At 66.5% G+C, this 22,202-nt stretch carries 20 protein-coding genes; 7 read left to right on the top strand and 13 right to left on the bottom strand.

The window, feature by feature from the left end:
* Positions 1-81: 81 nt before the first annotated feature.
* Positions 82-2,001, bottom strand: a complete 1,920-nt coding sequence (thrS, locus tag RMO12_RS12820) for a threonine--tRNA ligase (protein WP_309639584.1) — start codon at positions 1,999-2,001, stop codon at positions 82-84.
* A gap of 276 nt (positions 2,002-2,277) precedes the next feature.
* Between thrS and RMO12_RS12815 the strand changes: the two genes are divergently transcribed.
* Entirely contained in the window at positions 2,278-2,625 is a 348-nt protein-coding gene (locus RMO12_RS12815; RefSeq protein ID WP_309639583.1) for a hypothetical protein, read from the top strand.
* Positions 2,626-2,711: 86 nt separating this feature from the next.
* On the opposite strand, the gene aceA is transcribed toward RMO12_RS12815, so the two are convergent.
* The 7 genes from aceA to RMO12_RS12780 all read right to left on the bottom strand — a co-directional run bounded on the left by aceA (position 2,712) and on the right by RMO12_RS12780 (position 9,774).
* Complete coding sequence (gene aceA / locus RMO12_RS12810; RefSeq protein ID WP_309626891.1) at positions 2,712-4,010, bottom strand: isocitrate lyase; 1,299 nt, start codon at positions 4,008-4,010, stop codon at positions 2,712-2,714.
* Between the two features lie 284 nt (positions 4,011-4,294).
* The gene (locus RMO12_RS12805; protein ID WP_309639582.1) at positions 4,295-5,341 is read right to left on the bottom strand and encodes a VWA domain-containing protein; all 1,047 of its coding nucleotides are present in this window, start codon (positions 5,339-5,341) and stop codon (positions 4,295-4,297) included.
* Positions 5,341-5,937, bottom strand: a complete 597-nt coding sequence (locus tag RMO12_RS12800; RefSeq protein WP_309639581.1) for a hypothetical protein — start codon at positions 5,935-5,937, stop codon at positions 5,341-5,343. The genes RMO12_RS12805 and RMO12_RS12800 overlap by 1 nt, the downstream gene beginning before the upstream one ends.
* Positions 5,928-6,986 carry a vWA domain-containing protein gene (locus tag RMO12_RS12795; protein ID WP_309639580.1) on the bottom strand — a complete coding sequence of 353 codons (1,059 nt, stop codon included), beginning with the start codon at positions 6,984-6,986 and terminating at the stop codon, positions 5,928-5,930. The genes RMO12_RS12800 and RMO12_RS12795 overlap by 10 nt, the downstream gene beginning before the upstream one ends.
* A 16-nt stretch (positions 6,987-7,002) precedes the next feature.
* Positions 7,003-7,920, bottom strand: coding sequence for a hypothetical protein (locus tag RMO12_RS12790; RefSeq protein WP_309639579.1), 918 nt, complete (start codon positions 7,918-7,920; stop codon positions 7,003-7,005).
* Positions 7,892-8,737 carry an MxaS protein gene (locus RMO12_RS12785; RefSeq protein ID WP_309639578.1) on the bottom strand — a complete coding sequence of 282 codons (846 nt, stop codon included), beginning with the start codon at positions 8,735-8,737 and terminating at the stop codon, positions 7,892-7,894. Before RMO12_RS12785 ends, RMO12_RS12790 begins: the two co-directional genes overlap by 29 nt.
* Positions 8,737-9,774, bottom strand: coding sequence for a MoxR family ATPase (locus tag RMO12_RS12780; RefSeq protein ID WP_309639577.1), 1,038 nt, complete (start codon positions 9,772-9,774; stop codon positions 8,737-8,739). Before RMO12_RS12780 ends, RMO12_RS12785 begins: the two co-directional genes overlap by 1 nt.
* Before the next feature lie 204 nt (positions 9,775-9,978).
* On the opposite strand from RMO12_RS12780, the gene RMO12_RS12775 reads away from it, so the two are divergent.
* The 6 genes from RMO12_RS12775 (at position 9,979) to galE (ending at position 17,558) form a co-directional block, all read left to right on the top strand.
* Entirely contained in the window at positions 9,979-11,301 is a 1,323-nt protein-coding gene (locus RMO12_RS12775) for an aspartate aminotransferase family protein (protein ID WP_309639576.1), read from the top strand.
* Positions 11,298-12,098: a gamma-glutamyl-gamma-aminobutyrate hydrolase family protein gene (locus RMO12_RS12770; protein WP_309639575.1), complete on the top strand. Its 801-nt coding sequence runs from the start codon at positions 11,298-11,300 to the stop codon at positions 12,096-12,098. Before RMO12_RS12775 ends, RMO12_RS12770 begins: the two co-directional genes overlap by 4 nt.
* Complete coding sequence (locus RMO12_RS12765; protein WP_309639574.1) at positions 12,082-13,449, top strand: glutamine synthetase family protein; 1,368 nt, start codon at positions 12,082-12,084, stop codon at positions 13,447-13,449. Before RMO12_RS12770 ends, RMO12_RS12765 begins: the two co-directional genes overlap by 17 nt.
* Positions 13,450-13,451: 2 nt before the next feature.
* A complete protein-coding gene (locus RMO12_RS12760) occupies positions 13,452-14,834 on the top strand; it encodes an aspartate aminotransferase family protein (protein WP_309639573.1) in 1,383 nt (460 codons plus the stop codon).
* 129 nt (positions 14,835-14,963) lie between these two features.
* A complete protein-coding gene (locus RMO12_RS12755) occupies positions 14,964-16,460 on the top strand; it encodes an aldehyde dehydrogenase (RefSeq protein ID WP_309639572.1) in 1,497 nt (498 codons plus the stop codon).
* 93 nt (positions 16,461-16,553) lie between these two features.
* The gene (gene galE / locus RMO12_RS12750; protein WP_309625305.1) at positions 16,554-17,558 is read left to right on the top strand and encodes a UDP-glucose 4-epimerase GalE; all 1,005 of its coding nucleotides are present in this window, start codon (positions 16,554-16,556) and stop codon (positions 17,556-17,558) included.
* Between the two features lie 71 nt (positions 17,559-17,629).
* Here the strand turns inward: galE and dusA are convergent, their stop codons facing one another.
* The 5 genes from dusA to rbfA all read right to left on the bottom strand — a co-directional run bounded on the left by dusA (position 17,630) and on the right by rbfA (position 22,189).
* Positions 17,630-18,640, bottom strand: a complete 1,011-nt coding sequence (gene dusA, locus RMO12_RS12745; protein WP_309639571.1) for a tRNA dihydrouridine(20/20a) synthase DusA — start codon at positions 18,638-18,640, stop codon at positions 17,630-17,632.
* Positions 18,641-18,752: 112 nt separating this feature from the next.
* Positions 18,753-18,992, bottom strand: a complete 240-nt coding sequence (locus tag RMO12_RS12740) for a hypothetical protein (protein WP_309625475.1) — start codon at positions 18,990-18,992, stop codon at positions 18,753-18,755.
* 15 nt (positions 18,993-19,007) lie between these two features.
* A complete protein-coding gene (gene typA / locus RMO12_RS12735) occupies positions 19,008-20,840 on the bottom strand; it encodes a translational GTPase TypA (RefSeq protein WP_309625476.1) in 1,833 nt (610 codons plus the stop codon).
* A gap of 22 nt (positions 20,841-20,862) precedes the next feature.
* Entirely contained in the window at positions 20,863-21,819 is a 957-nt protein-coding gene (gene truB, locus RMO12_RS12730) for a tRNA pseudouridine(55) synthase TruB (protein WP_309639570.1), read from the bottom strand.
* Positions 21,820-21,823: 4 nt separating this feature from the next.
* Positions 21,824-22,189, bottom strand: a complete 366-nt coding sequence (gene rbfA / locus RMO12_RS12725) for a 30S ribosome-binding factor RbfA (RefSeq protein WP_309639569.1) — start codon at positions 22,187-22,189, stop codon at positions 21,824-21,826.
* Between the last annotated feature and the right edge of the window lie 13 nt (positions 22,190-22,202).

Here is a 22,202-nt window from a genome sequence, read left to right as displayed (position 1 = left end):
CGAGATCAGGCTCCACGTTGAACACACGCGCGCCGGGCAACCAAGCGCAATCAGCAAAAAACTCTGCCGCATCACACCCAATCACGACTTGAGGGCGACGTCACTAGCGATTCTCTGGGAGAAGGCATCTAGGGGCATCACGCCGAGGTCCTGGTTGCCGCGGGCGCGCACCGCAACCGCCGCCGCAGCTTTCTCCTTGTCACCAACGACCAGGATGTACGGCAGCTTCTGCAACGAATGCTCGCGTATTTTATACGTTATTTTCTCGTTGCGCAAATCAACCACCGCTCTAACTCCTTGTTTTTGAAGAGTTTTCGCAATGTGGATCGCGTATTCGGCTTGGCTGTCGGTGATATTGAGAACTACCACTTGCGTGGGCGCAAGCCAGGCGGGGAAGGCGCCCGCATGCTGTTCGATCAAGATGCCAATGAAGCGCTCGAAACTGCCCACGATGGCACGGTGCAGCATCACCGGATGGCGGCGCTCACCGGTCTCTGACACGTACTCGGCGCCCAGCCGCTCGGCCATTGAGAAATCGACCTGCATTGTGCCGCACTGCCACGGGCGCCCGATGGCGTCCTTAAGCGTGTACTCGATCTTCGGGCCGTAGAAGGCGCCATCGCCGGGGGCAATCTCAAATTTGCAAGCGGAGCGGCGCAGGCTCTCCATCAAGGCGGCTTCGGCCTGATCCCAGATCGCGTCGGAGCCGATTCTCGCTGCAGGCCGCGTCGCGACCTTGTAGACGATGTCGTTGAAACCGAAGTCGCGGTACACGTGCTGCAGCAGCGCCGTGTAGTTAACGCACTCCTCGAGGATCTGTGCCTCGCTGCAAAAGACGTGACCGTCGTCCTGGGTGAATCCGCGCACCCGCATGATCCCGTGCAGGCTGCCGGTGGGCTCGTTACGGTGGCACTGGCCGAACTCGCCGTAGCGCAACGGTAGATCGCGATAACTCTTGATGCCCTGCTTGAAGATCAGGATGTGACCAGGGCAGTTCATCGGCTTGAGCGCGTAGTCGCGCTTCTCGCTCTCGGTGACGAACATGTTTTCGCGGTACTTGTCCCAGTGTCCCGTTTTCTCCCAAAGACCTCGGTCAAGCAGTTGCGGCCCCTTGACTTCGAGGTAACCGTTGTCGCGGTAGACGGCGCGCATGTACTGCTCGACTTGCTGCCACACCGTCCAGCCTTTGGGATGCCAAAATACCAGCCCCGGCGCATGCTCGTCAAGGTGGAACAAGTCGAGCTCTCGGCCGAGCTTGCGGTGGTCGCGTTTCTCGGCCTCCTCGAGTCGGTGCAGGTACTGTGCAAGCTCATCCTTTGTGGCCCATGCGGTGCCGTAGATGCGCTGGAGCATTTCATTGCGGTGGTCGCCGCGCCAATAGGCACCCGCGACTTTCATCAGTTTGAAGTGCCTGAGCTTGCCGGTGCTGGGCACGTGCGGGCCGCGGCAGAGGTCTTCGAAGCCACCTTCGCTATAGAGCGACACATCTTCGCCTGCCGGAATGCTGGCAATGATCTCGGCCTTGTAGTGCTCGCCGAGGCCTTTGAAATAGGCGATGGCCTCGTCGCGCGGCAACACGCGCCGCTGGACTTTCTCGTCCTTGCGGGCAAGCTCAGTCATCTTGGCTTCGATCGCAATTAGGTCCTCGGGCGTGAAGGGCCGCTTGTACGAGAAGTCGTAATAGAAGCCGTTGTCGATCACCGGGCCGATCGTCACCTGCGTCTCGGGAAACAGCTCCTTGACGGCGTAGGCAAGCAAATGGGCGGTGGAGTGACGGATCAGCTCCAGGCCATCGGTGTCCTTGTCGGTGACGATCGCCAGCGCGGCGTCGCTTGCAATCGTGTAGCTGGTATCGACGAGCCGAGCCTGGTCGCCCCGCCCCAGGCGCCCGCCGAGCGCTGCCTTGGCCAGCCCCGCGCCGATCGCCGTCGCCACGTCACCCACCGTGACCGGGCCGGAAAACTCGCGCTTGGACCCGTCCGGCAATTCGATCGAAATCATGCTTTGAGCCTTCTGAGAAACAAAAAAGCGCGGTGGGAACCGCGCTTGGAGACGAGACAGGGAGACGTGCTCAGGCCGCGGTCGGGAACAGTTGCTGGAAGCCAGTGTTAGTTCGCAGTGTCATAACCCGTCTCGCCTTTCTCGCTCTTGTCGGTCGCGCAAGGGGGCAATATTAGCAGCGCTTGCGACGAAGCACTTGAATCCGGACACCAACTGCTGGCGCCCGTCCGACGCCTGCACTAATGTCTTCGTACCCAATGACAAAGGAGGTGTCCCATGCAGTTTCGCTGGCTTCTTGCTGCCCTGCTTGCTGCCGCGTCAGCTTTGACGCAGGCCGCGCCAAGCCGCACTGTCACTGATGGCGCGCTCGACGTGCCAGTCAACGCACGAATCCGGCTGACCTTTGAATGCCAGCAAAGCACCACGGGTGCTTGCCACAACACGCTCGTCGGCGAGTCTGGCTGGGTGGCAGAGCGATTCTCGGTGCCGGTCGGACAAAAGCGCGTGCTGTACGACGTATCCGAATCGCTGAGGCTCTGGATGACCGATGCGCCGATACATGACGCCTCGCAGTGCAATGCGCAGCCGCTTCGCGCGTTGTGGGCGCCGCTCGTGCGCAACTGAAGCGCGCTCCTCTTGTGCAACTGCCCACGCTGACGGCGGCAGCGTGGGCGGCTGACTTGACTGCGCGGTCAGATCAGCGGCGCCTCTTAGCCGTGCTTCTGGTCGAAAAACTGCTCGTCTTCGGTCGAGCCCTTCAGCGCGCCCGTCGACGCTTCTTTCTCGATGGTGGTCGTGACGGCGTCGAAATAACCGGTGCCGACCTCGCGCTGATGCTTCACGGCGGTGAAGCCCCGCTCGGCCGCCGCAAACTCGCGTTCTTGCAACTCGACGAAGGCGCTCATGTTGTTGCGTGCGTAGCCGTAGGCCAAGTCGAACATCGAGTAATTGAGGCTGTGAAAGCCGGCCAGCGTGATGAACTGGAATTTATAGCCCATCGCGCCGAGCTCGCGCTGGAACTTGGCGATGGTGGCATCGTCCAGGTTCTTCTTCCAGTTGAACGAGGGCGAGCAGTTGTAGGCCAGCAGCTTGCCCGGAAATTTCTTGTGGATCGCGTCGGCGAAGGCTTTCGCGAACGCTAGGTCGGGCTTGCCGGTTTCGCACCAGATCATGTCGGCGTACTCGGCATAGGCCAAGCCGCGGCTGATGGATTGGTCCAGACCGTTCTTCGTGCGGTAAAAGCCTTCAATGGTGCGCTCGCCGGTGCAAAACGGCCTGTCGTTGTCGTCGACGTCGCTCGTCACCAGATCGGCAGCCTCGGCATCGGTGCGCGCCAGCAGCACGGTCGAGACGCCCGACACATCGGCCGCAAGACGCGCCGCCACCAGCTTGGCAACCGCTTCCCGCGTGGGCACCAAGACCTTGCCGCCCATGTGACCGCACTTCTTGACCGAAGCGAGCTGATCTTCGAAGTGCACGCCGGCAGCGCCAGCTTCGATCATCGATTTCATCAGCTCGAAGGCGTTGAGCACGCCACCGAAACCGGCTTCGGCATCGGCCACGATCGGCGCGAAGAAGTCGGTGTCGTTCTTGCCTTCGGACCACTGGATCTGGTCGGCGCGTTGAAAAGTGTTGTTGATCCGGCGCACCACCATCGGCACCGAGTTGGCCGGGTACAGCGACTGGTCGGGGTACATCTCACCCGCCAGGTTGGCGTCGCCCGCAACCTGCCAGCCCGACAGGTAGATGGCCTTCAAGCCGGCCTTGACCTGCTGCATGGCCTGGTTACCCGTCAATGCGCCAAGCGTGTTGACAAAGGGTTCGGTGTTGACGAGGTTCCACAACTTCTCGGCGCCACGCTTGGCCAGCGTGTGCTCGATTGGTAGCGAGCCGCGCAGACGGACCACGTCGGCCGCGGTGTAGCCGCGCTTAATGCCCTTCCAGCGGGGGTTCTCGGCCCAGTCCTTCTCGAGGGCGGCGGCTTGCTGTTCACGGTTGGGTTGCGTCATTTAAAGCTCCAGATGGTTGAGAAGCGCGGTCGGAAACAATGGATCAAGCGTATCCGGCGCACACGCCTTTTGCAAACTTATATCTTATATAAGAGTAAACAATATTCTTATTGTAATCAATTACTTACCGACAAAATTTCCGCATGTGAAATGGCGTTCTCCACAATGAAAAAAATGCGGCATTGCAGCATCGTCGTTTTTCGCGATCCGAAATCGACGCTGCTCATCGTGAAACGGTGGCTTCCGATCGGGGGCCTTGGCAATGCGCGCTGCGGCCCAGCGGCTCACCGAGCGTGGTGGCTGGCGTCGCGAGTCGTACGCGCCCGCCGGCCAGTGCGTGCGCCACGCCATGCGGCAAGCAGTGGCCACAGGAGCAGCAACGCTGCAGCCGCAGCCAGCAGCGCGCGCAGGTCGACACGGGTGGGCGCAGGACGTGCGAGCGAGCTCTCAAGTGCAGGCTCGGCAAGTATGTTCGCCAAGCTCGCTTCACCAGCCAACCGGACATAGATCAATCCGGTCTCCGAGGCGAGAAGCTCGAGGTAGCCCTCGCGCAAGGACGACAGGTGTTCGTTGCCGGGCGAGGCCCCCGGCAGGGGCGCGACGATGCGCTCGTCGTCGTCTGCCATCTGCTCGCCGCTGACGCTGCCGCCGCGGCCCTGGCTGCGCGGGTCGATCTGCAAGACTTCGTCGGCGCCCCATTCGCCCAGTGGCCGCCCGAGGGGGTCGACCTTGGGAATCGGCAGCGGCGTCTCGCCGCCCACACCGACGATCAAGCCACGAACATCGCCACGCGCGAGGCTGAAATTCGGTCGGTAACGCGGGTTGATCGGCGGCGCCTCGTGGCCGTCGGTCACGAACACAAGCGCGGGCTGGGCGTCGAGCGCCTTGGCGATCTGCATGCCGCTGTTCAGTCCCTTGGCCACCTCGCTGTTGCCCGACCAGGCCATGCGACCGTCGATGCGCCGCAGTTCGTCGCGCAACTCGCGGTGGTGCTCGCAGACTTCAATGGGCGAGAGCAACAGGAAGCTGCGGTGCTCGGTGAACAGGCCCCAGCCGATCTTCGAGCCGCAGGGCAAGGCGTCGAGCAAATGCTCCAGCGCCAGCTTGGCCGCGGCCAGGCGAGAAACCGGCTTGCCCGCCACGGAGGCATCGACCACGTTCATACTTTGCGTGATGTCGAGCACGACGACGAGTTCAAGCTGTGGCCGCAGCGCCTGCACGCCCGGGCCCAGGAAGGTCGCCGCGAGCGCCAGCGCCGCCAACGCCAGCAACAGCGCCTCGCGACGCTCGCCAAGGGCACGCACCAGCCGGCCCACGCGACCTCTGCCCATCATGGCAAGCCGGGCGAGATGCCGCGCATGGTGGTCGCGGCGCGCTCGGCATCGTTGCGCGGCTCGGCGATCGCCGGGTCGCTGCCGTCGGGATCGGGTTGCAGGCGCTGGGCGCGTTCGTAGTTGTAGCGCGCGTCCCAGTGCAAAGGCTCGGAGCGAAGCACGTCGCGGTAGCCCTGCTTGGCCAGCTCGATGAGCGGTATCGCCTGCCCGGGTGAGGGAGAGTCGCGCAGCACGAGGCCCTGGCGCATCAGCAAATTGGCGCTGTTGTAGCGCGCCGCCGTGCCGACGACCGGGTCGCTCTGCAAGCCGCGGTAGAGCGCCAGCGCGGCCTCGACGTCGCCGCGCTCGGCGAGTGCATGGGCGCGGGCAAAGCGCAATGCCGGCGACTCCGCGGCGCTCGCCGCATCCACCGGCATCGCGGCGCTTGCCGCGCCTGCCAGCGCCTCGGCCCCCGCCGCGATGAGTGCGTTGTCGCGTGCCTTGGAATACCAAGACAGACCGGCGCTCGTCGCAAGGACGACCGCGAGCGCAAGCAACCGCCAGGCGGTGCGGGTGCCCAGGCGTAAATCCAGCCCGCCCGGCTTCAGCGCCATGTGCGCAGCTCCATTAGCCTGGCGGCAAAGAGAAGCAGCACGGAGGCAAGCGCTGCGCCATAACACCATTGCGACAGGTCACGCCGGGGGACCGTGTCGCGATACGTGATTGGCAGGTTTTCGAGCCGGTTCACGTCGACGATGGCGCGCTGCAGCGCCTCGGGGTCTTCGGCTTCGTAGGCGCGGTAGGGCGTGCCGATGCCACCGAAGAAGCGATGCAGGAACACCTCGGGCACGGTCTCGGCGTTTTGCGCAGTGACCTCGCTGTCGGCGATCAGGCCGGGGCTGTTGAAGGAGCGGATGTAGATCCAGTAGAGCGAGACGCGGTACTCGCGCATCAGCTTGGCAATCTCCTGGCGCGCATCGGGGTCGATGTGATCGCCGCCATCTGACACCAGCATCATGATGCGCGAGCCGCTGTAGGGTCGGTCACGAAAGGAATCAAGCCCGGCGAGCAGCGCCAGCCCGATGTCGGTTTCAGACAGGCCCCGGCCGATCTCGCCGGCCGTAATGGCGGCCTGCACCGCGGCGGGCTTTTGGGTGAAGTCGAGCACCCGGATCGGCAGGGTGCTGAACACCAGCATCGAGAAGCGGTCCGCCGTGCGCTGGGCGGCAAACTCCGCCAGCAGGCGCCGCGCCGCCGTCTGCTTGGAGGCGCGATCCTTGTCGGCGCGCTCACGCCCGAGGGTGTAACTCAGGAGGTTGGGATCCTGGCTCTGGAGTCTGGCCTGCTTGCTCACGAAAGCCTGGTCCATGCTGCGGCTGCGGTCGACCAGCAGCACGATCTCGGCCCCCTGCCCGACCCGCTCGACCTCATAGGCCGGCCGGTACGCACCCGCTACGCCCAGCACGATGGCAGCCAGCGCCAGCATGGCGAAGAGCCGCAGTGCAATGTCGACCGCCCGCGAGGCGCGGTCGACCGGAAGCAAGGCCAGCCAAGAGTACGTCAGGGCGCGCTGCGGTCGACGCCACAGCGGCAGCAGCGCTAGCGGCAAGGCCAGCAGCAGCCAGGGCATGGCAAAAGGGACATCGGACGCCGCCAGCAACATGCCCCAGACTCCCGCGCTACGCCGTGCCGCGCTCCGCATCGCGGCAGGCGCGTGCGAAGGCGAGCAACCAGTCGCGCTGCCCGGCTGCCGAAGCCGCGGCCGACGGGACGAAGAACGCGGCCCGCGAGCGCGCGAAGAAGGCGAAGATGTCGTTTCGCAGCGCGGCGAAACGCGGCGCCTGCGCGACAAAGGCGTCGACCGATTCGGCGAATACGACGCGCCCTGCCGTCTGGTCGAAGGCCGCGTGCATCACGCGCCAGCCCGACTCGGTGGGCGAGCGCTGCGCGCGCAGCGTGCGATAGGCCTGCGAGAACGGGCGCCGCCCGCGGTCGCGCCACGGCAGGCCCCAATAAACCGCCGCCAGGTAGAGCAGTAGCGCCGCGCCCACGCCGGCTGCCACACGCAGCACGTCGCGCTCGAAGCCGGTGTCGCGCAGCGGCGGCGGGTTGTCGGGGCGCAGTTCGCCGAGGCCGCGGCGCGCCGAAGGCGGCTCCGGCGCAAGCGGCGCGACCACCACCGGCCAGGCGTCCACGCGCAGTTCTTCCGCGCGCGGCGCGCCCTCGAAACGCAGCAGCAGCGGCGGCAGCTCATAGCTGCGCGTGGCGCTCGGCGCGCCGAAAAGCTGGTATTCAAAGCGCAAGCGCAGTCGCGTGCCCGACGCTGCGCCGCCCTCGGTCCCGCGCGAGATCGCGCGAAGCTCCAGCGCATGACCGATCCGGCCCACGGACGGCAACGAGGCTTCGTCGAGTTGCAGGCGCTGCGGCAGATCGATGAGAACCTCGCGCGTGACCAGATCGCCCACGCGGTAGCCAAAGGCACGCGGCTCGTCGACGTTCGCTCGCAACGGCGCGGGCTCGTTGGCGCGCGCGCCCACCGCGAGCACAGCGGCGCCGATGAACAGCGCGCTAGCGATGGAAGTGCGCGGTGACCGCATCGGCATCAAAGCCATCGAGCATCACCAGCGGGCGCAGGCGCTGGCGCCGAAACAGCGCCTCGAGTGCCTCGCGGCGCGCTTGAAGCTGGCGCTTCCAGCGCTCGCGCAGCGAGCCACGCAACCACAGCAGCCGACGCTGCCCGGTCTCGGCATCGACCAGCGAGGCGAGCCGGCCGATGCCGGGCGCAGCCGGCGGCTCGAACTCGGCGCGATCCCACAACAGCACCGGCACGACCTCGTGGTGGGCCAGCGTTGCCAGCACCGCCTCGATGTCGGCCAACGGCAGATGAAAGTCCGACAGCACGAACACCAGCGAACGCTCGCGCCGCAGCAGCCGGTGTGCGTCGCGCAGGCCCGCGGCGTTGCGGCCGGTCGGCTGCAAGGCGCGCAGTCGGCGCGCGAGCATGGCCCCGGCGCCTTGCGAGCGCATCAGCGGCACGAGCCAGTCGCCGCGCGCCGTCTCGTCGCAGCCGACGAAGCCGAAGGCGTCACCGGTGCGCCACGCCGACCACGCCAGCGCCTCGATGAAGTCGGCCAGTACGTCGAGCTTGCGGCGCTCGCCCGCATAGCCCATCGACGCCGACAGATCGGCCACCGCGTAGACCGGCACCGCCTTGCGCTCGCTGGCCACGCGCACCAGCCACTGGCCAAACGGATCGCGCAGGCTCGCCAGCAGGTCGAGCCGCCGCGCGTCCGGCGCGTCCTGCAGCGGTACGTGGCCGCGAAACTCGTGGCCGCTGTCGCCGCGACGGCTGCGATGGTGGCCCGGAAAATGGCCCAGCGACGGTCGTGCGACGCGGTAGCTGAACTCCTTCATCACGGGGCGGCGACGTGGTCCAGGATGCCGCGCACCAACGCGCCGATGATTTCGGGGCGCCGCAGCTCGTAGACCGGCTGCAGGCACAGGCGGTGTGCGACGGTCTCGGTGAAGACGCCGCGCACGTCTTCTGGCGTGAGGTAGTCGCGGCCGTCGAGCCAGGCACCCACGCGCGCGGCGCGCAGCAACAGGCTCATGCCGCGCGGGCTCGCGCCCGCCAGCATCACCTCGTTGGCGCTGGCGTCGTGCAGGTCGAGCGCGTCAAGCCGCACGCCGTGGTCGGCGGGCGCCGCCGTGGCGCGCCACAGGCGCAGCGCGTAATCCTGCAGCGCGGGACTGGCCTGCACGTGCTGCTGCACCGCCGCGGCGATGTCGCCGAGTTCCTGGTAGGGCAGCACCGCCGCGGGCAGCTGCCCGATCAGCGCATCGGCGTCGTGAAAACGCGGCTCGAAAATCAGCGCACGGCGATCAGCCTCGCCCTCGGGCGCATCGATGGTGATCTCCATCATGAAGCGGTCGCGCGCCGCCGACGAGATCTCGAAGGTCTCTTCGCGCTCGACGCGGTTACGGTCGGCGAACACCAGCAGGTGCGGCAGCCGCAGCTCGCGCTGAAAGGCGGTGAGGCTGCGCTCGGCCATCACGCGCAGCAGCAGCGCATGCACCTGCGGACGAGCGCGATTGATCTCGTTGAAGAAAAAAATCGTCAGGTCTTCGCCATGCTCGGTGAGCGGACCGGGATTGATCGCCGGCTTGCCGTCGTTGCCGATGTGGGTGTGGTAGACCAGATCGTTGGGCATCAGGTCGATGGTGCCTTCGGCGCGCGAGAAGGCGCCGCCAATGAGCCGGGCGAAGGCGCGCAGCAAGGTCGTCTTGCCCACGCCCACATCGCCCTGCAGCAGCACATGGCCGCGCGCAAACACCGCGGTGGTGACGAGCCGGATCACGCGCGGCTGGCCGATCACCGCTTGCGCGGCGAGCGCTTCGAGTTGCAGGGCACGCGCTCGCCAGTCGGCCAGCAGTGCGTCGTGTCGGTCCATGGTGGGGGCTTGGGGGCTGCTGCGGCCGGGCACGATCATCAAAAGGCGTGATGCTGCGCGGCACCCACGCCCTGCGTCAACCGCGGGGAAGCCCCTGCGCTGTGCCAGCCCGGCACACGGCCGGCCGCGCCGCTAGACTGGGATTTCTGCCGGGTTGCGCACGCCGCCACCCAGGACCGAAACGCCAAGCCAGGAACACCGCGCATGACCACCGATCTCGATGCCTACTGGATGCCGTTCACGGCCAACCGCCAGTTCAAGAAAGCGCCCCGCCTGCTGGTTAAGGCGTCGGGCATGCACTTCTGGACACCCGAGGGCCGCGAGGTGCTCGACGGCATCGCCGGCCTGTGGTGCGTGAACGCCGGCCATGCCCGGCCGAAGATCGTCGAGGCGATCCGCCGGCAGGCCACGGAACTGGATTTCGCGCCGCCCTTCAACATGGCCCATCCCAAGGCTTTCGAGCTGGCCGAGCGGCTGGTCGAACTCACGCCGCCGGGGCTCGACAAAGTGTTCTATACCAACTCGGGCTCCGAGGCGGTGGACACCGCACTCAAGATGGCGCTGGCCTACCACCGCGTGCGCGGCGAAGGTTCGCGCACGCGCTTGATCGGCCGCGAACGCGGCTATCACGGCGTCAATTTCGGCGGCATCTCGGTCGGAGGCATGGTCGCCAACCGCAAGATGTTCGGTGCGCTGCTCAGCGGCGTGGACCACATCCGCCACACCCACGACCCGGCACGCAATGCCTTCACGGTCGGCCAGCCGGCGCACGGCGCCGAGTTGGCCGACGACCTGGAGCGGCTGGTCGCGCTGCACGATGCCTCGACCATCGCTGCGGTGATCGTCGAGCCGGTGGCCGGCTCGACCGGCGTGCTGCTGCCGCCAGTGGGCTACCTGCAGCGGTTGCGCGCAATTTGCGACCGGCACGGCATCCTGCTGATCTTCGACGAGGTCATCACCGGCTTCGGGCGCACGGGTGCAGCCTTTGGCGCGCAACGCTTCGGCGTGACACCCGATCTGATGACGGTGGCCAAGGGCCTGACCAACGGCTCGGTGCCGATGGGCGCGGTGTTCGCCACCGGCGCGATCCACGACGTTTTCATGCAAGGCCCCGAGCACCTGATCGAGTTCTTTCATGGCTACACCTACTCGGGCCACCCGCTGGCCTGCGCCGCGGCGCTCGGCACGCTCGACACCTACGCCGAGGACGGCTTGCTCACGCGCGGCGCGCAGATGGAGCCGTACTTCGCCGACGCGCTGCACAGCCTGAAGGGCCTGCCGCATGTCATCGACATCCGCAACATCGGGCTGGTGGGCGGCGTTGAGCTGGCGCCCATCGAAGGCAGCCCCGGCAAGCGCGCCTTCGACGTTTTTCTTCAATGCTGGGAGCGCGGCGTGCTGATCCGCACCACCGGCGACACGATCGCGCTGTCGCCGCCGCTGATCATCGAGAACCGGCACGTCGACCAAATCATCACCACGCTGGCCGATGCGCTCGTGCGTTCTGGGTCCGCGGCAGGCGCATGAACCCGCGCGCCCTCGCCGCCCCCGCCGCCGCACGCCCTGTCGTGCTGGTGCCAAGCTGCAACCGTCAGGTCGGCGACCACGTTTTCCATCTCGCCGGCAAGAAGTACATCGACGCGGTGCATCTGGCCGGCTGCCTGCCCCTGGTGGTGCCGGCAGCCGGGGCACAGGAGGTCGACGAACTGCTCGACCTGGCCTGCGGCGTGTTCCTCACCGGCTCACCGAGCAACGTGGACCCGCGCCACTTCAACGAGTCGGTGCGCGACGCGAGTCTGCCGCTCGACAGCGCGCGCGACGCCTGGACCCTGCCGCTGATTCCCCGCGCGCTCGAACGTGGCATACCGCTGTTGGCCGTCTGCCGAGGCTTCCAGGAAATGAACGTCGCACTTGGCGGCACGCTGCATCAAGCGTTGCACGAGCAGCCCGGCCTGATGGACCACCGCGAAGACGACACGCAGTCGCTCGCGGTGCAGTACGGCCCCGCGCATGCGGTGAAGGTCGCGCCCGGCGGTCTGCTCGAGCGCGTGCTGGGCGGCGCCGATTTCTCCGTCAACAGCCTGCACGGCCAAGGCGTCCATCGGCTCGCGCCGGGTCTGCGCATCGAGGCTACCGCGCCTGACGGCGTGATCGAAGCCTTCAGCTGGCACGCTGCCACCGGCTTTAATCTCGGCCTGCAATGGCATCCCGAGTGGGCGGCCGAGGACAACCCGGTCTCGATGAAACTGCTGCGCGCTTTCGGCGATGCCTGCCGCGGTGCGCGCGCGGCGCAGCAACGGATGAATCATGGTCGTACGCGATAACTTCACTTTCAGCGAACTCGAAAAGTGGCTCAACGAGCGCCACGTGACCGAGATCGAATGCCTGGTGCCCGACCTCACCGGCGTGGCGCGCGGCAAGATCCTGCCGCGCGAGAAGTTCACCGAAGACCGCGGCATGCGCCTGCCCGAAGCGGTGGTGGCGATGGGCGTGACGGGCGAGTTCCCGACCGAGGGGCCGTACTACGACGTGATCAGCCCCAACGACATGGACATGCACCTGCAGCCCGACGCCAGCACGGTGCGCATCGTGCCCTGGGCCACCGACCCGACGGCGCAGGTGATCCACGACTGCTACGACAAGAACGGCCGGCTGATCCCGTATGCGCCGCGCTCGGTGCTGCGGCGCGTGTGCGATCTCTACGCCGCAAAAGGATGGGCGCCGATCGTCGCGCCGGAGCTGGAGTTCTACCTGGTCGCGCGCAACACCGACCCCGACATGCCGCTCAAACCGCCGATCGGCCGCAGCGGCCGCGCCGAGACCTCGCGCCAGGCGTATTCGATCGATGCCGTCAACGAGTTCGATCCGCTGTTCGAGGACGTCTACGACTACTGCAAGCAGATGGGCCTGAATGTCGACACGCTGATCCACGAGATCGGCGCCGGGCAGATGGAGATCAACTTCTTTCATGCCGACCCGCTGAGCCTGGCCGACGAGGTGTTCTTCTTCAAGCGCACCTTGCGCGAGGCGGCGCTGCGCCACGACATGTTCGCCACCTTCATGGCCAAGCCGATCGCCGGCGAGCCGGGCAGCGCCATGCACATCCACCAGAGCCTGGTCGACAAGGCCAGCGGGCGCAACATCTTCAGCAACGAGGACGGCACGCCGAGCAAGGAGTTCTATTGGTACATCGGCGGCCTGCAGAAATACGTGCCGGCGGCAATGGCGATGTTTGCGCCCTACGTCAACAGCTACCGGCGCCTGGCGCGCAACACCGCCGCGCCGATCAACATCCAGTGGGGCTGCGACAACCGCACCGTCGGCATCCGCTCGCCGGTGGCTGTTCCCTCCGCAAGGCGCATCGAGAACCGCGTGATCGGCGCCGACGCCAACCCCTACGTGGCATTCGCCGCCACGCTCGCGTGCGGCTGGCTGGGCATCCAGCAAAAGCTCGAGCCCACCCCCGAATGCAAGGGCGACGCCTACCTCGGTGACTTCCAACTGCCGCGCAGCCTGGGCGAGGCGCTGGATTTGCTGCGCCACCAGAAGGACCTGGCGGAGGTGCTGGGCGAAGCCTTCGTGACCGTCTACACCGAGGTCAAGGAGATCGAGTACGCCGAATTCATGAAGGTTATTTCGCCGTGGGAGCGGGAGCACTTGCTGCTGCACGTCTGATCATGAGCGAGCGCACCACGGCCCAATGGCAGGCGGCAGACGCGGCCCACTTCCTGCACCCCTTCACCGACTTTCAGTCGCTTGCCGCCAAGGGCACGCGCGTCATCACCCGTGCCGACAACATCCATCTCTGGGACAGCGAGGGCAAAAAGATCCTCGACGCGATGAGCGGCCTGTGGTGCGTGAATGTCGGCTACGCACAGCAGGCCCTGATCGACGCGGCCACCGCACAGCTCACGCAACTGCCCTTCTACAACGCCTTCTTTCAGACCGCGACGCCACCGGCCATCGAGCTGGCCGAGTTGCTGGCCGAGGTGACGCCGCCGCAGTTCGAGCATGTGTTCTTCTGCAACTCGGGCTCCGAAGGCAACGACACCGTGGTGCGCATGGTGCGCCGCTACTGGGACCTGCTCGGCCAGCCCGCGCGCAAGCTGATCATCAGCCGCAACAACGCCTATCACGGCTCCACGATGGCAGGCGCGTCGCTCAGCGGCATGAGCGGCATGCATGCCCAGGGCGGCCTGCCGATACCCGACATCACCCACATCGAGCAGCCTTACTGGTACGAGCTGGGTCGCCCGCTCGGCCTCTCGCGCGACGATTTCGGCCGCCTCGCCGCGTCATGGCTGGAAGACAAGATCCTCGCGGTCGGGCCCGAACGCGTGGCCGCCTTCATCGGCGAGCCGATCCAGGGTGCCGGCGGCGTGATCATTCCGCCCGCCACCTACTGGCCCGCGGTGCAGGCGATCTGCGAGCGCTACGGCATCCTGCTGGTGTCCGATGAAGTCATCTGCGGCTTCGGCCGCACCGGCCAGTGGTGGGGCTCTGAAACCTTCGGCACGCGGCCCGACCTGATGACCTTTGCAAAGGGCGTGACCTCGGGCTACATACCGCTCGGCGGCGTGATGGTCGGCGAGCGCGTCGCGCGCGTGCTCATCGAGCGTGGCGGCGAGTTCAACCACGGCTACACCTACAGCGGCCATCCGGTCGCCTGCGCGGTGGCGCTGGCCAACATTCGGCTCATCCGACGCGAGCGATTGGTCGAGCGCGTGCGCGAGGACACCGGCCCTTACCTGGCGACGCAGTTCGCGAGCCTGAAGGAACATCCCCTGGTCGGCGACGCCGAGACCTGCGGCCTGATGGGCGCGGTCCTGCTGGTCATGGACAAGCGCGCGGGCACGCCGTTCGCTGCGGAACTCGGCGTCGGCATGCTGTGCCGCGGCCACTGCTTCGGCAACGGTCTCATCATGCGTGCCGTCGGCGACCGCATGATCATCGCGCCGCCGCTGGTGATCACGCGCGCGCAGATCGACGACATGATGGCGCTGATCCACCGCTGTCTGGACCTGACCTGGGCCGATGTGAGGGCGGCTGATGGCGCGTAAACCGTGCCGCAATGAAATGTCCCCACGCTCACTTCGTTCCCTGCCCCTCGCAAGGACGCCAAGCGTCCTCGGGGCAGCCCGGCGGGCGCTGAGCCCCCTTCCCCTTTCGTTGACGCAACCCCCGACACCATGAGCATCACCACCATCGACTGGCATGCCCGTGCCGCGCAACTGAGTCTGGACGGCCGCGCCTTTATCGGCGGCGAGCGCCGTGCCGCGCTGGCCGAGGAAAGCTTCGATTGCATCTCCCCGATCGATGCCCGCGTGCTCGGCCGCGTGGCCCGCTGCCAGGCGGCCGACGTGGACGCCGCCGTCGCGAGCGCGCGCGCTGCCTTCGACGACGGCCGCTGGGCGCGCAAGTCACCGGCCGCCCGCAAACGTACCCTGCTCGCCTTCGCCGAAAAGATCATGGCCGCGCGCGAGGAACTGGCGCTGCTGGAGACGCTCGACATGGGCAAGCCCATCCAGTTCTCGATGAGCGTGGATGTTCCCGCGGCGGCGCGCTGCGTCGCCTGGTACGCCGAAGCCATCGACAAGGTCTACGGCGAAATCGCGCCCACCGGCCTTAATGCGCTCGGCTTGATCCAGCGCGAAGCCATGGGCGTCATCGGCGCCATCGTGCCCTGGAACTACCCGATGATCATGGCGGCCTGGAAGCTCGCGCCGGCACTGGCCGCCGGCAACAGCGTGGTCCTCAAGCCCAGCGAAAAGAGCCCGCTCACGGCGTTGCGCCTGGCCGAACTGGCGCTTGCCGCCGGGCTGCCTGCGGGCGTGTTCAACGTGGTGCCCGGCTACGGTACGGAGGCCGGCGAGGCGCTGGCGCTGCACCCCGATGTCGACGCAATCGGCTTCACCGGCTCCACGCGCGTGGGCCGCAAGATGCTCGAGTACGCGAGCCGCAGCAACTTGAAGCGCGTCTACAACGAACTCGGCGGCAAGAGCGCCTTCCTCGTCTTTCCCGACTTCGATGACCTCGAGCGCTGCGCCAAGACCGTCGCCGCCAGCATGTTCTTCAATCAGGGCGAGAGCTGCAACGCGCCCTCGCGCTTGCTGGTGCATGAAAGCATTGCCGACGACTTCGCGAAGCGGGTCGCCGCCGAGGCGCCGAACTACCGACCCGCCAACCCGCTGGATGCCAAAACGGTCATGGGCGCGCTGGTCGACGACGGGCAGCTGCGCACCGTCATGGGCTACATCGACGCCGGCCACCAGGAAGGCGCACGGCTGCTGACGGGCGGCACGCGCGCGTTGGGAGAGAGCGGCGGCTACTACGTCCTGCCGACCGTGTTCGACGGTGTGCGCAACGACATGCGCATCGCGCGCGAAGAAATCTTCGGGCCGGTGCTCTGCATCATCCGCTTCAAGGACGAGGCCGAGGCGATTGCCCTGGCCAACGATTCCAGCTACGGCCTGCAAGCCAGCGTCTGGAGCTCGCACATCGACCGCGCGCACCGGGTGGCGCGCGCGCTGCGGGCCGGCACCGTGCATGTGAATCAGTACGACGAAGACGACATCACCGTGCCCTTCGGCGGCTACAAGCAAAGCGGCAACGGCCGCGACAAGTCGCTGCACGCACTGGACAAGTACACCGAACTCAAGACCACGTGGCTGCGCATCAACCCCTAACACGGGGCGCCGCGACCGCCTGCGGGCACGGGTCGGCCGCGACAATCGAGCGACGCCGCGCCAGCGGCAACAGCAACAGGAGTGGCTCCCAGCATGATCCTCGTCACCGGCGGTACCGGCTTCATCGGCTCGCACACCTGCGTGGCACTGGCCAACGCCGGCCAGCGTTTCCTCATCCTCGACAACCTGCAAAACAGCCGGCGTGACGTGCTCGACCGGCTCGAGCGCCTGTGTGGCGCGCGGTCGACGTTCATCGAGGGCGATGTGCGCGATTCGGCGCTGCTCGACCGCGTGTTCGCCCAGCACGAAGTCCGGGCGGTGATCCACTTTGCGGCGCTCAAGGCGGTCGGCGAATCAATCGCACAACCGCTGGGCTACTACCAGAACAACCTCGCCGGCACGCTCGCGCTGCTGCAGGCGATGCAGCGCGCTGCGGTTAACACGCTGGTGTTCTCTTCATCGGCCACCGTCTACGGTGACCCGGCCTCGGTGCCGATCCGCGAAGACGCTCCGCTCTGCGCCACCAACCCCTACGGCTGGACCAAGCTCATGGTCGAGCAGATGCTGGCCGACCTGGTGCGGGCCGAGCCGCACTGGCGCATTGCGCGGCTGCGTTACTTCAACCCGGTGGGCGCGCACGAAAGCGGGCTGATCGGCGAAGACCCGACGGGCATACCCAACAATTTGATGCCCTATGTGGCGCAGGTCGCGGCCGGTGTGCGGCCCGAGTTGCAGGTGTTCGGCAACGACTATCCGACGATCGACGGCACAGGCGTTCGCGACTACATCCATGTCATGGACCTGGCCGAAGGACACGTCGCGGCGCTCGACGCCCTGAAGCGTCACGCTGGGCTACTGACGGTGAACCTCGGCACCGGGCTAGGCGCGTCGGTGCTGCAGCTCGTGGCCGCGTTCGAGGGGGCCAGCGGGCGTCCGGTGCCCTATCGCATTGCGCCGCGCCGCCCCGGCGACGTGGCCGCCTGCTGGGCCGACCCGGCGCTGGCCAGCACCCTGCTCAACTGGCGCACCCGGCGCGATCTGGCGCAGATGTGTGCCGACGCCTGGCGCTGGCAAAGCCACCGCGCCACCGAGGCCTGACCCGCACGATAGTTTCTGGCCGACCGGCCAAGGTCATCGTCAACCACGTGTGTTTCGCCTCGTCATCATGCTCACGTCGTCGACGTCTCAGCCAACGTTTGGAGCAGCGCCGCGCCAGCGCGCTGCTGCACTTCGAGCGGCGCTCGATCCTTGAGCTGGTGATCGCTCCACACCTGGCGCCAGCGGCGCGCGCCGGGCGTGCCGTTCCAGAGACCCATCATGTGGCGCGCGCTACGCGACCACGGCTCGGCATGATCCTGCTGGCGATGCGTCATGTAGACCACCATTGCGGCCTCGACCGCGCCGCGCTCCGGGGGCCGCACCGCATCGCCGAAGAAGCGCTCATCCCAGTCGGCCATCAGCCACGGGTGGTGGTAAGCCTCGCGGCCAAGCATCACGCCGTCGACGTGAAGCAACTGCTCTGCTATCTGTGCGTTGCTCGTGATGCCGCCGTTGAGCACGATGGTGAGCGCCGGAAAATCGCGCTTGAGCCGATGCACCACTTCGTAGCGCAGCGGCGGTACTTCACGGTTCCCCTTCGGGCTCAGGCCGGCGAGCCAGGCATTGCGTGCGTGAACGATGAAGACCTCGCAACCGGCGTCGGCGAGCGTGCCGACGAAGTCGCGCACGAATTCGTAGCACTCGGTCCGGTCGAGGCCGATGCGGTGCTTGATCGTCACTGGCACGCAGACTGCGTCACGCATCGCCTTCACGCAATCGGCCACCAGCGCCGGCTCTGCCATCAGGCAGGCGCCGAAGGCGCCGCGCTGAACGCGCTCGCTCGGGCAACCGCAGTTCAGGTTGATTTCGTCATAGCCCCAGCGTTCGCCGAGCTTGGCGCACGCCGCCAGGTCGGCCGGCTCGCTGCCACCGAGCTGTAGCGCCACGGGATGCTCGGTTTCGCCGAAGTCCAGGTGGCGCGGCACATCGCCGTGCAGCAGCGCGCCGGTGGTTACCATCTCGGTGTACAGACGTGTGTGACGGCTCAGCAGGCGGTGGAAGTGGCGGCAGTGGCGGTCGGTCCAATCCATCATGGGGGCGGTACACAGCCGCCATGGGCCAAACGGTTGAATCAACTGCATGTTTTTTCGGTGAACTTCCTGCTGCTCATCGCCCGGGTTTGATTGCTATCGGGCGTCGCTAGAGGTCGCAGCCGAGGTCGCATTGCGTACCGACCGTGGCCGGCTCACAGGCTTACATGTCGAGCAAATAGACCCGCGCCGCGACCCGCTCGGCTTGGCTGTGGCCGGCCAGAGTGCGCTGCCAGACCGGCGCGTCGGCATCCTCGGTGGCAACCAGGCCACGCGTCATCACGGCCACTTCTTCGGAGGCGGCGTCGAACTCCACCAGTGGACGATGTCCGGCGTCGAAAAGCCGGGCCAGCATGGCACCGTCGGACTCGATCAGCACAAGGTAGCGCGCGGGCTCTTGCATGTCGTGCGAGACCGATCAGGCCGCCTCGCGGGACGCCTTCTTGCGGTCATGCTCCTTGAGGTAGCGCTTGCGCAGGCGGATCGATTTGGGCGTGATCTCGACCAGCTCGTCGTCGGCGATGAACTCGACCGCGTACTCGAGCGACAAGATGATCGGCGGCGTGATCTTGATCGCGTCCTCCTTGCCGCTGACGCGAAAGTTGGTGAGTTGCTTGGCACGCACCGCGTTGACCACCAAGTCGTTGTCGCGCGAGTGGATGCCTACCAGCATGCCTTCATAAACCGGGTCGCCGGCCTTGACGAACATGCGACCGCGGTCGTCGAGCTTGCCCAGGGCGTAGGTGACGATTTCGCCGTCGTCCTGGCTGATCAGCACACCATTCTTGCGGCCCTCGATCTCGCCCTTGTACGCTTCGTAGCCGTCGAAGATGTTGCTGATGAGGCCGGTGCCGCGCGTCAAGTTCATGAACTCGTTGGAAAAGCCGATCAGCCCGCGCGCAGGAATGCGGTACTCCAGGCGCACGCGGCCCCTGCCGTCCGACTCCATGTTCACCAGGTCGGCCTTGCGCAGGCCCAGCGCCTGCATCACGCCGCCCTGGTGCTGCTCCTCGACGTCGGCGGTCACCAGTTCGATCGGCTCCTTGCGCACGCCGCCCTCTTCGTGGAACACCACGCGCGGCTTGCTGACCGCGAGCTCGTAGCCCTCACGGCGCATGTTCTCGAGCAGGATGGTCAGATGCAGCTCGCCGCGGCCCGACACCTCGAAAATGCCGTCTTCGTCGGTGTCTTTCACGCGCAGCGCCACGTTGCTTTGCAGTTCGCGGTCGAGGCGGTCCCGGATCTGCCGGCTGGTGACGAATTTGCCTTCACGACCCGCCAGCGGCGAGTTGTTGACGCAAAAATTCATGGTCAGCGTCGGTTCGTCCACCTCGAGCATCGGCAGCGGCGCGGGGTCGTCGATGTCGGTCAGCGTGACGCCGATGCCAATGTCCTCGATGCCGTTGATCAACACGATGTCGCCGGGGCCGGCCGAGGTGGCCTGCACCCGCTCGAGACCGTCGAACTTGAGCACCTGGTTGACCCGGGCCTTGAAGGGAATGCTGTCTTCGCCTGCGAACACCGCCACGTCCTGCATCGGCTTCAAGCTGCCCTGGTTGATGCGGCCGATGCCGATGCGTCCGACGAAGGTGGAGTAATCAAGCGAACAGATCTGCAGCTGCAACGGGCCGTCGGGGTCACCCTCATGCGGCGGCACGTGCTGCAGCACGGCGTTGAATAGCGGCGCCAGGTCGGTGCCGATCTCGCCCGGATTCAGCGTGGCCCAGCCGTTGAGGCCCGAAGCGTAGATGACCGGGAAGTCGAGCTGCGCCTCGGTGGCGTGGAGCTTGTCGAACAGGTCGAAGGTGGCGTTGATCACGTAGTCGGGACGCGCGCCGTGGCGGTCGACCTTGTTCACGACCACGATCGGCTTCAAGCCCAGGGCCAGCGCCTTCTTGGTCACGAAGCGCGTCTGCGGCATCGGGCCCTCGACGGCGTCGACGAGCAGCAGCACGGAGTCGACCATCGACAGCACGCGCTCGACCTCGCCGCCGAAGTCGGCGTGGCCGGGCGTGTCGACGATGTTGATGTGCGTGCCCAGCCATTCGACGGCGCAGTTCTTCGACAGGATCGTGATGCCACGCTCCTTTTCGATGTCGTTGCTGTCCATCACGCGGTCGGCGACCTTCTCGTTTTCGCGGAAGGTGCCGCTCTGGCGCAGCAGCTGGTCCACCAGCGTGGTCTTGCCGTGGTCGACGTGGGCAATGATCGCGATGTTGCGGATCTGGCGGGCGTTGTCGCTGGTCGTCATGTCGTACTCACTTGCTTCTTGATCAATTCAATTGGGCGACCTGCTGCGGCGGATGCAGCAGGGCCTGGACTTCGGGCGGGCTCAAGAGCCGCCCCGGGATCAGCTCACCGGACTTGACGTGCGCGCTGCCGAGAAAAGCGCTGGGCTCGGGTCCGTAGACGCGTACCGCGGTGCAGTCGCCGAGTTCGGTGCGACGGCGCAAGCCGGACAGGAAGCGCCCGGCCTCGTCGGCGCCGAGCTGCACCGCTGGCCAGCCGCCGAGCAACACGTCCGGCGGCAACAAGCGCGCTTCGCGCTCGGCGGGCTCGAGCGCGGCGAGCGCTTCGATGGTGATGGCCGCCTGCACGCCGAGCGCGCCGCTCGCCACCCTGCGCAATGCGCCCAGGTGCGCGCCGCACCCCAACGCTCGGCCCAGGTCCTCGGCGAGCGTGCGGATGTAGGTGCCCTTGCTGACGCGCACTTCGATCTCGAGCTCGTCAGCCTGCCAGCGCAGGATGTCCAGACGATGAATCGTCACGCGGCGCGGCGAGCGCTCGATATCGATGCCGGCGCGCGCGTACTTGTAGAGCGGCTTGCCCTCGTGCTTGAGTGCTGACTGCATCGGCGGCACCTGATCGATCTCGCCTCTCAGGGCAGCGCAGGCGGCCTGCAGTGCCGCTTCGTCGACATCGACCGGGCGGGTTTGGAGCACCTCGCCTTCGAGGTCGCCGCCAACGCGCGTGACGCCCAGCTTCACGGTGGCGCGATAGGTCTTGTCGGCGTCGAGGCTGGTCTGCGAAAACTTGGTCGCCGCACCAAAGCACAGCGGCAACAAGCCGGTGGCCAGCGGGTCCAGGGTGCCGGTGTGGCCGCCCTTCTCCGCACGCAGCATGCCCTTGACTTTTTGCAGCGCGTCATTGCTCGACCAGCCCAGCGGCTTGTCGAGCAACAACACGCCGTGCAAGGCGCGGCGCGGCAATTGCGGCGGACGGGGCTGCATGGATTCAGTCTTCCTTGGCACGTGTGGCATTGGCCTGGTGGATCAACGCGTTCAGGTCGGCGGCGCGCTCGGTGGTGCGGTCGAACTGGAAGTGCAGCGTCGGCACCGTATGGATCTGCAATCGCTTGAACAGGCTGTTGCGGATGAACCCCGCCGCCTCGTTGAGCGCCACTTCGCACTCCTCGGCGTTGCCGACCAGCAGCGAGAAAAACACTTTCGCATGCGCATAGTCGGGCGTGACATCGACGGCATTGACCGTGACCATGCCCACGCGCGGATCCTTCAACTCGCGCACCAGCACAGCCACGTCGCGCTGGATCTGGTCGGCGACGCGAAAGCTGCGGTTCGGAATGGCTCGCTTGTGCTTCATGGTGTGCTGTTCA

The sequence above is a fragment of the Methylibium sp. genome, from assembly GCF_031393925.1.
In the GTDB taxonomy this organism is placed as follows: domain Bacteria; phylum Pseudomonadota; class Gammaproteobacteria; order Burkholderiales; family Burkholderiaceae_C; genus Methylibium.
This window is presented reverse-complemented; position numbering and strand designations above follow the sequence as displayed.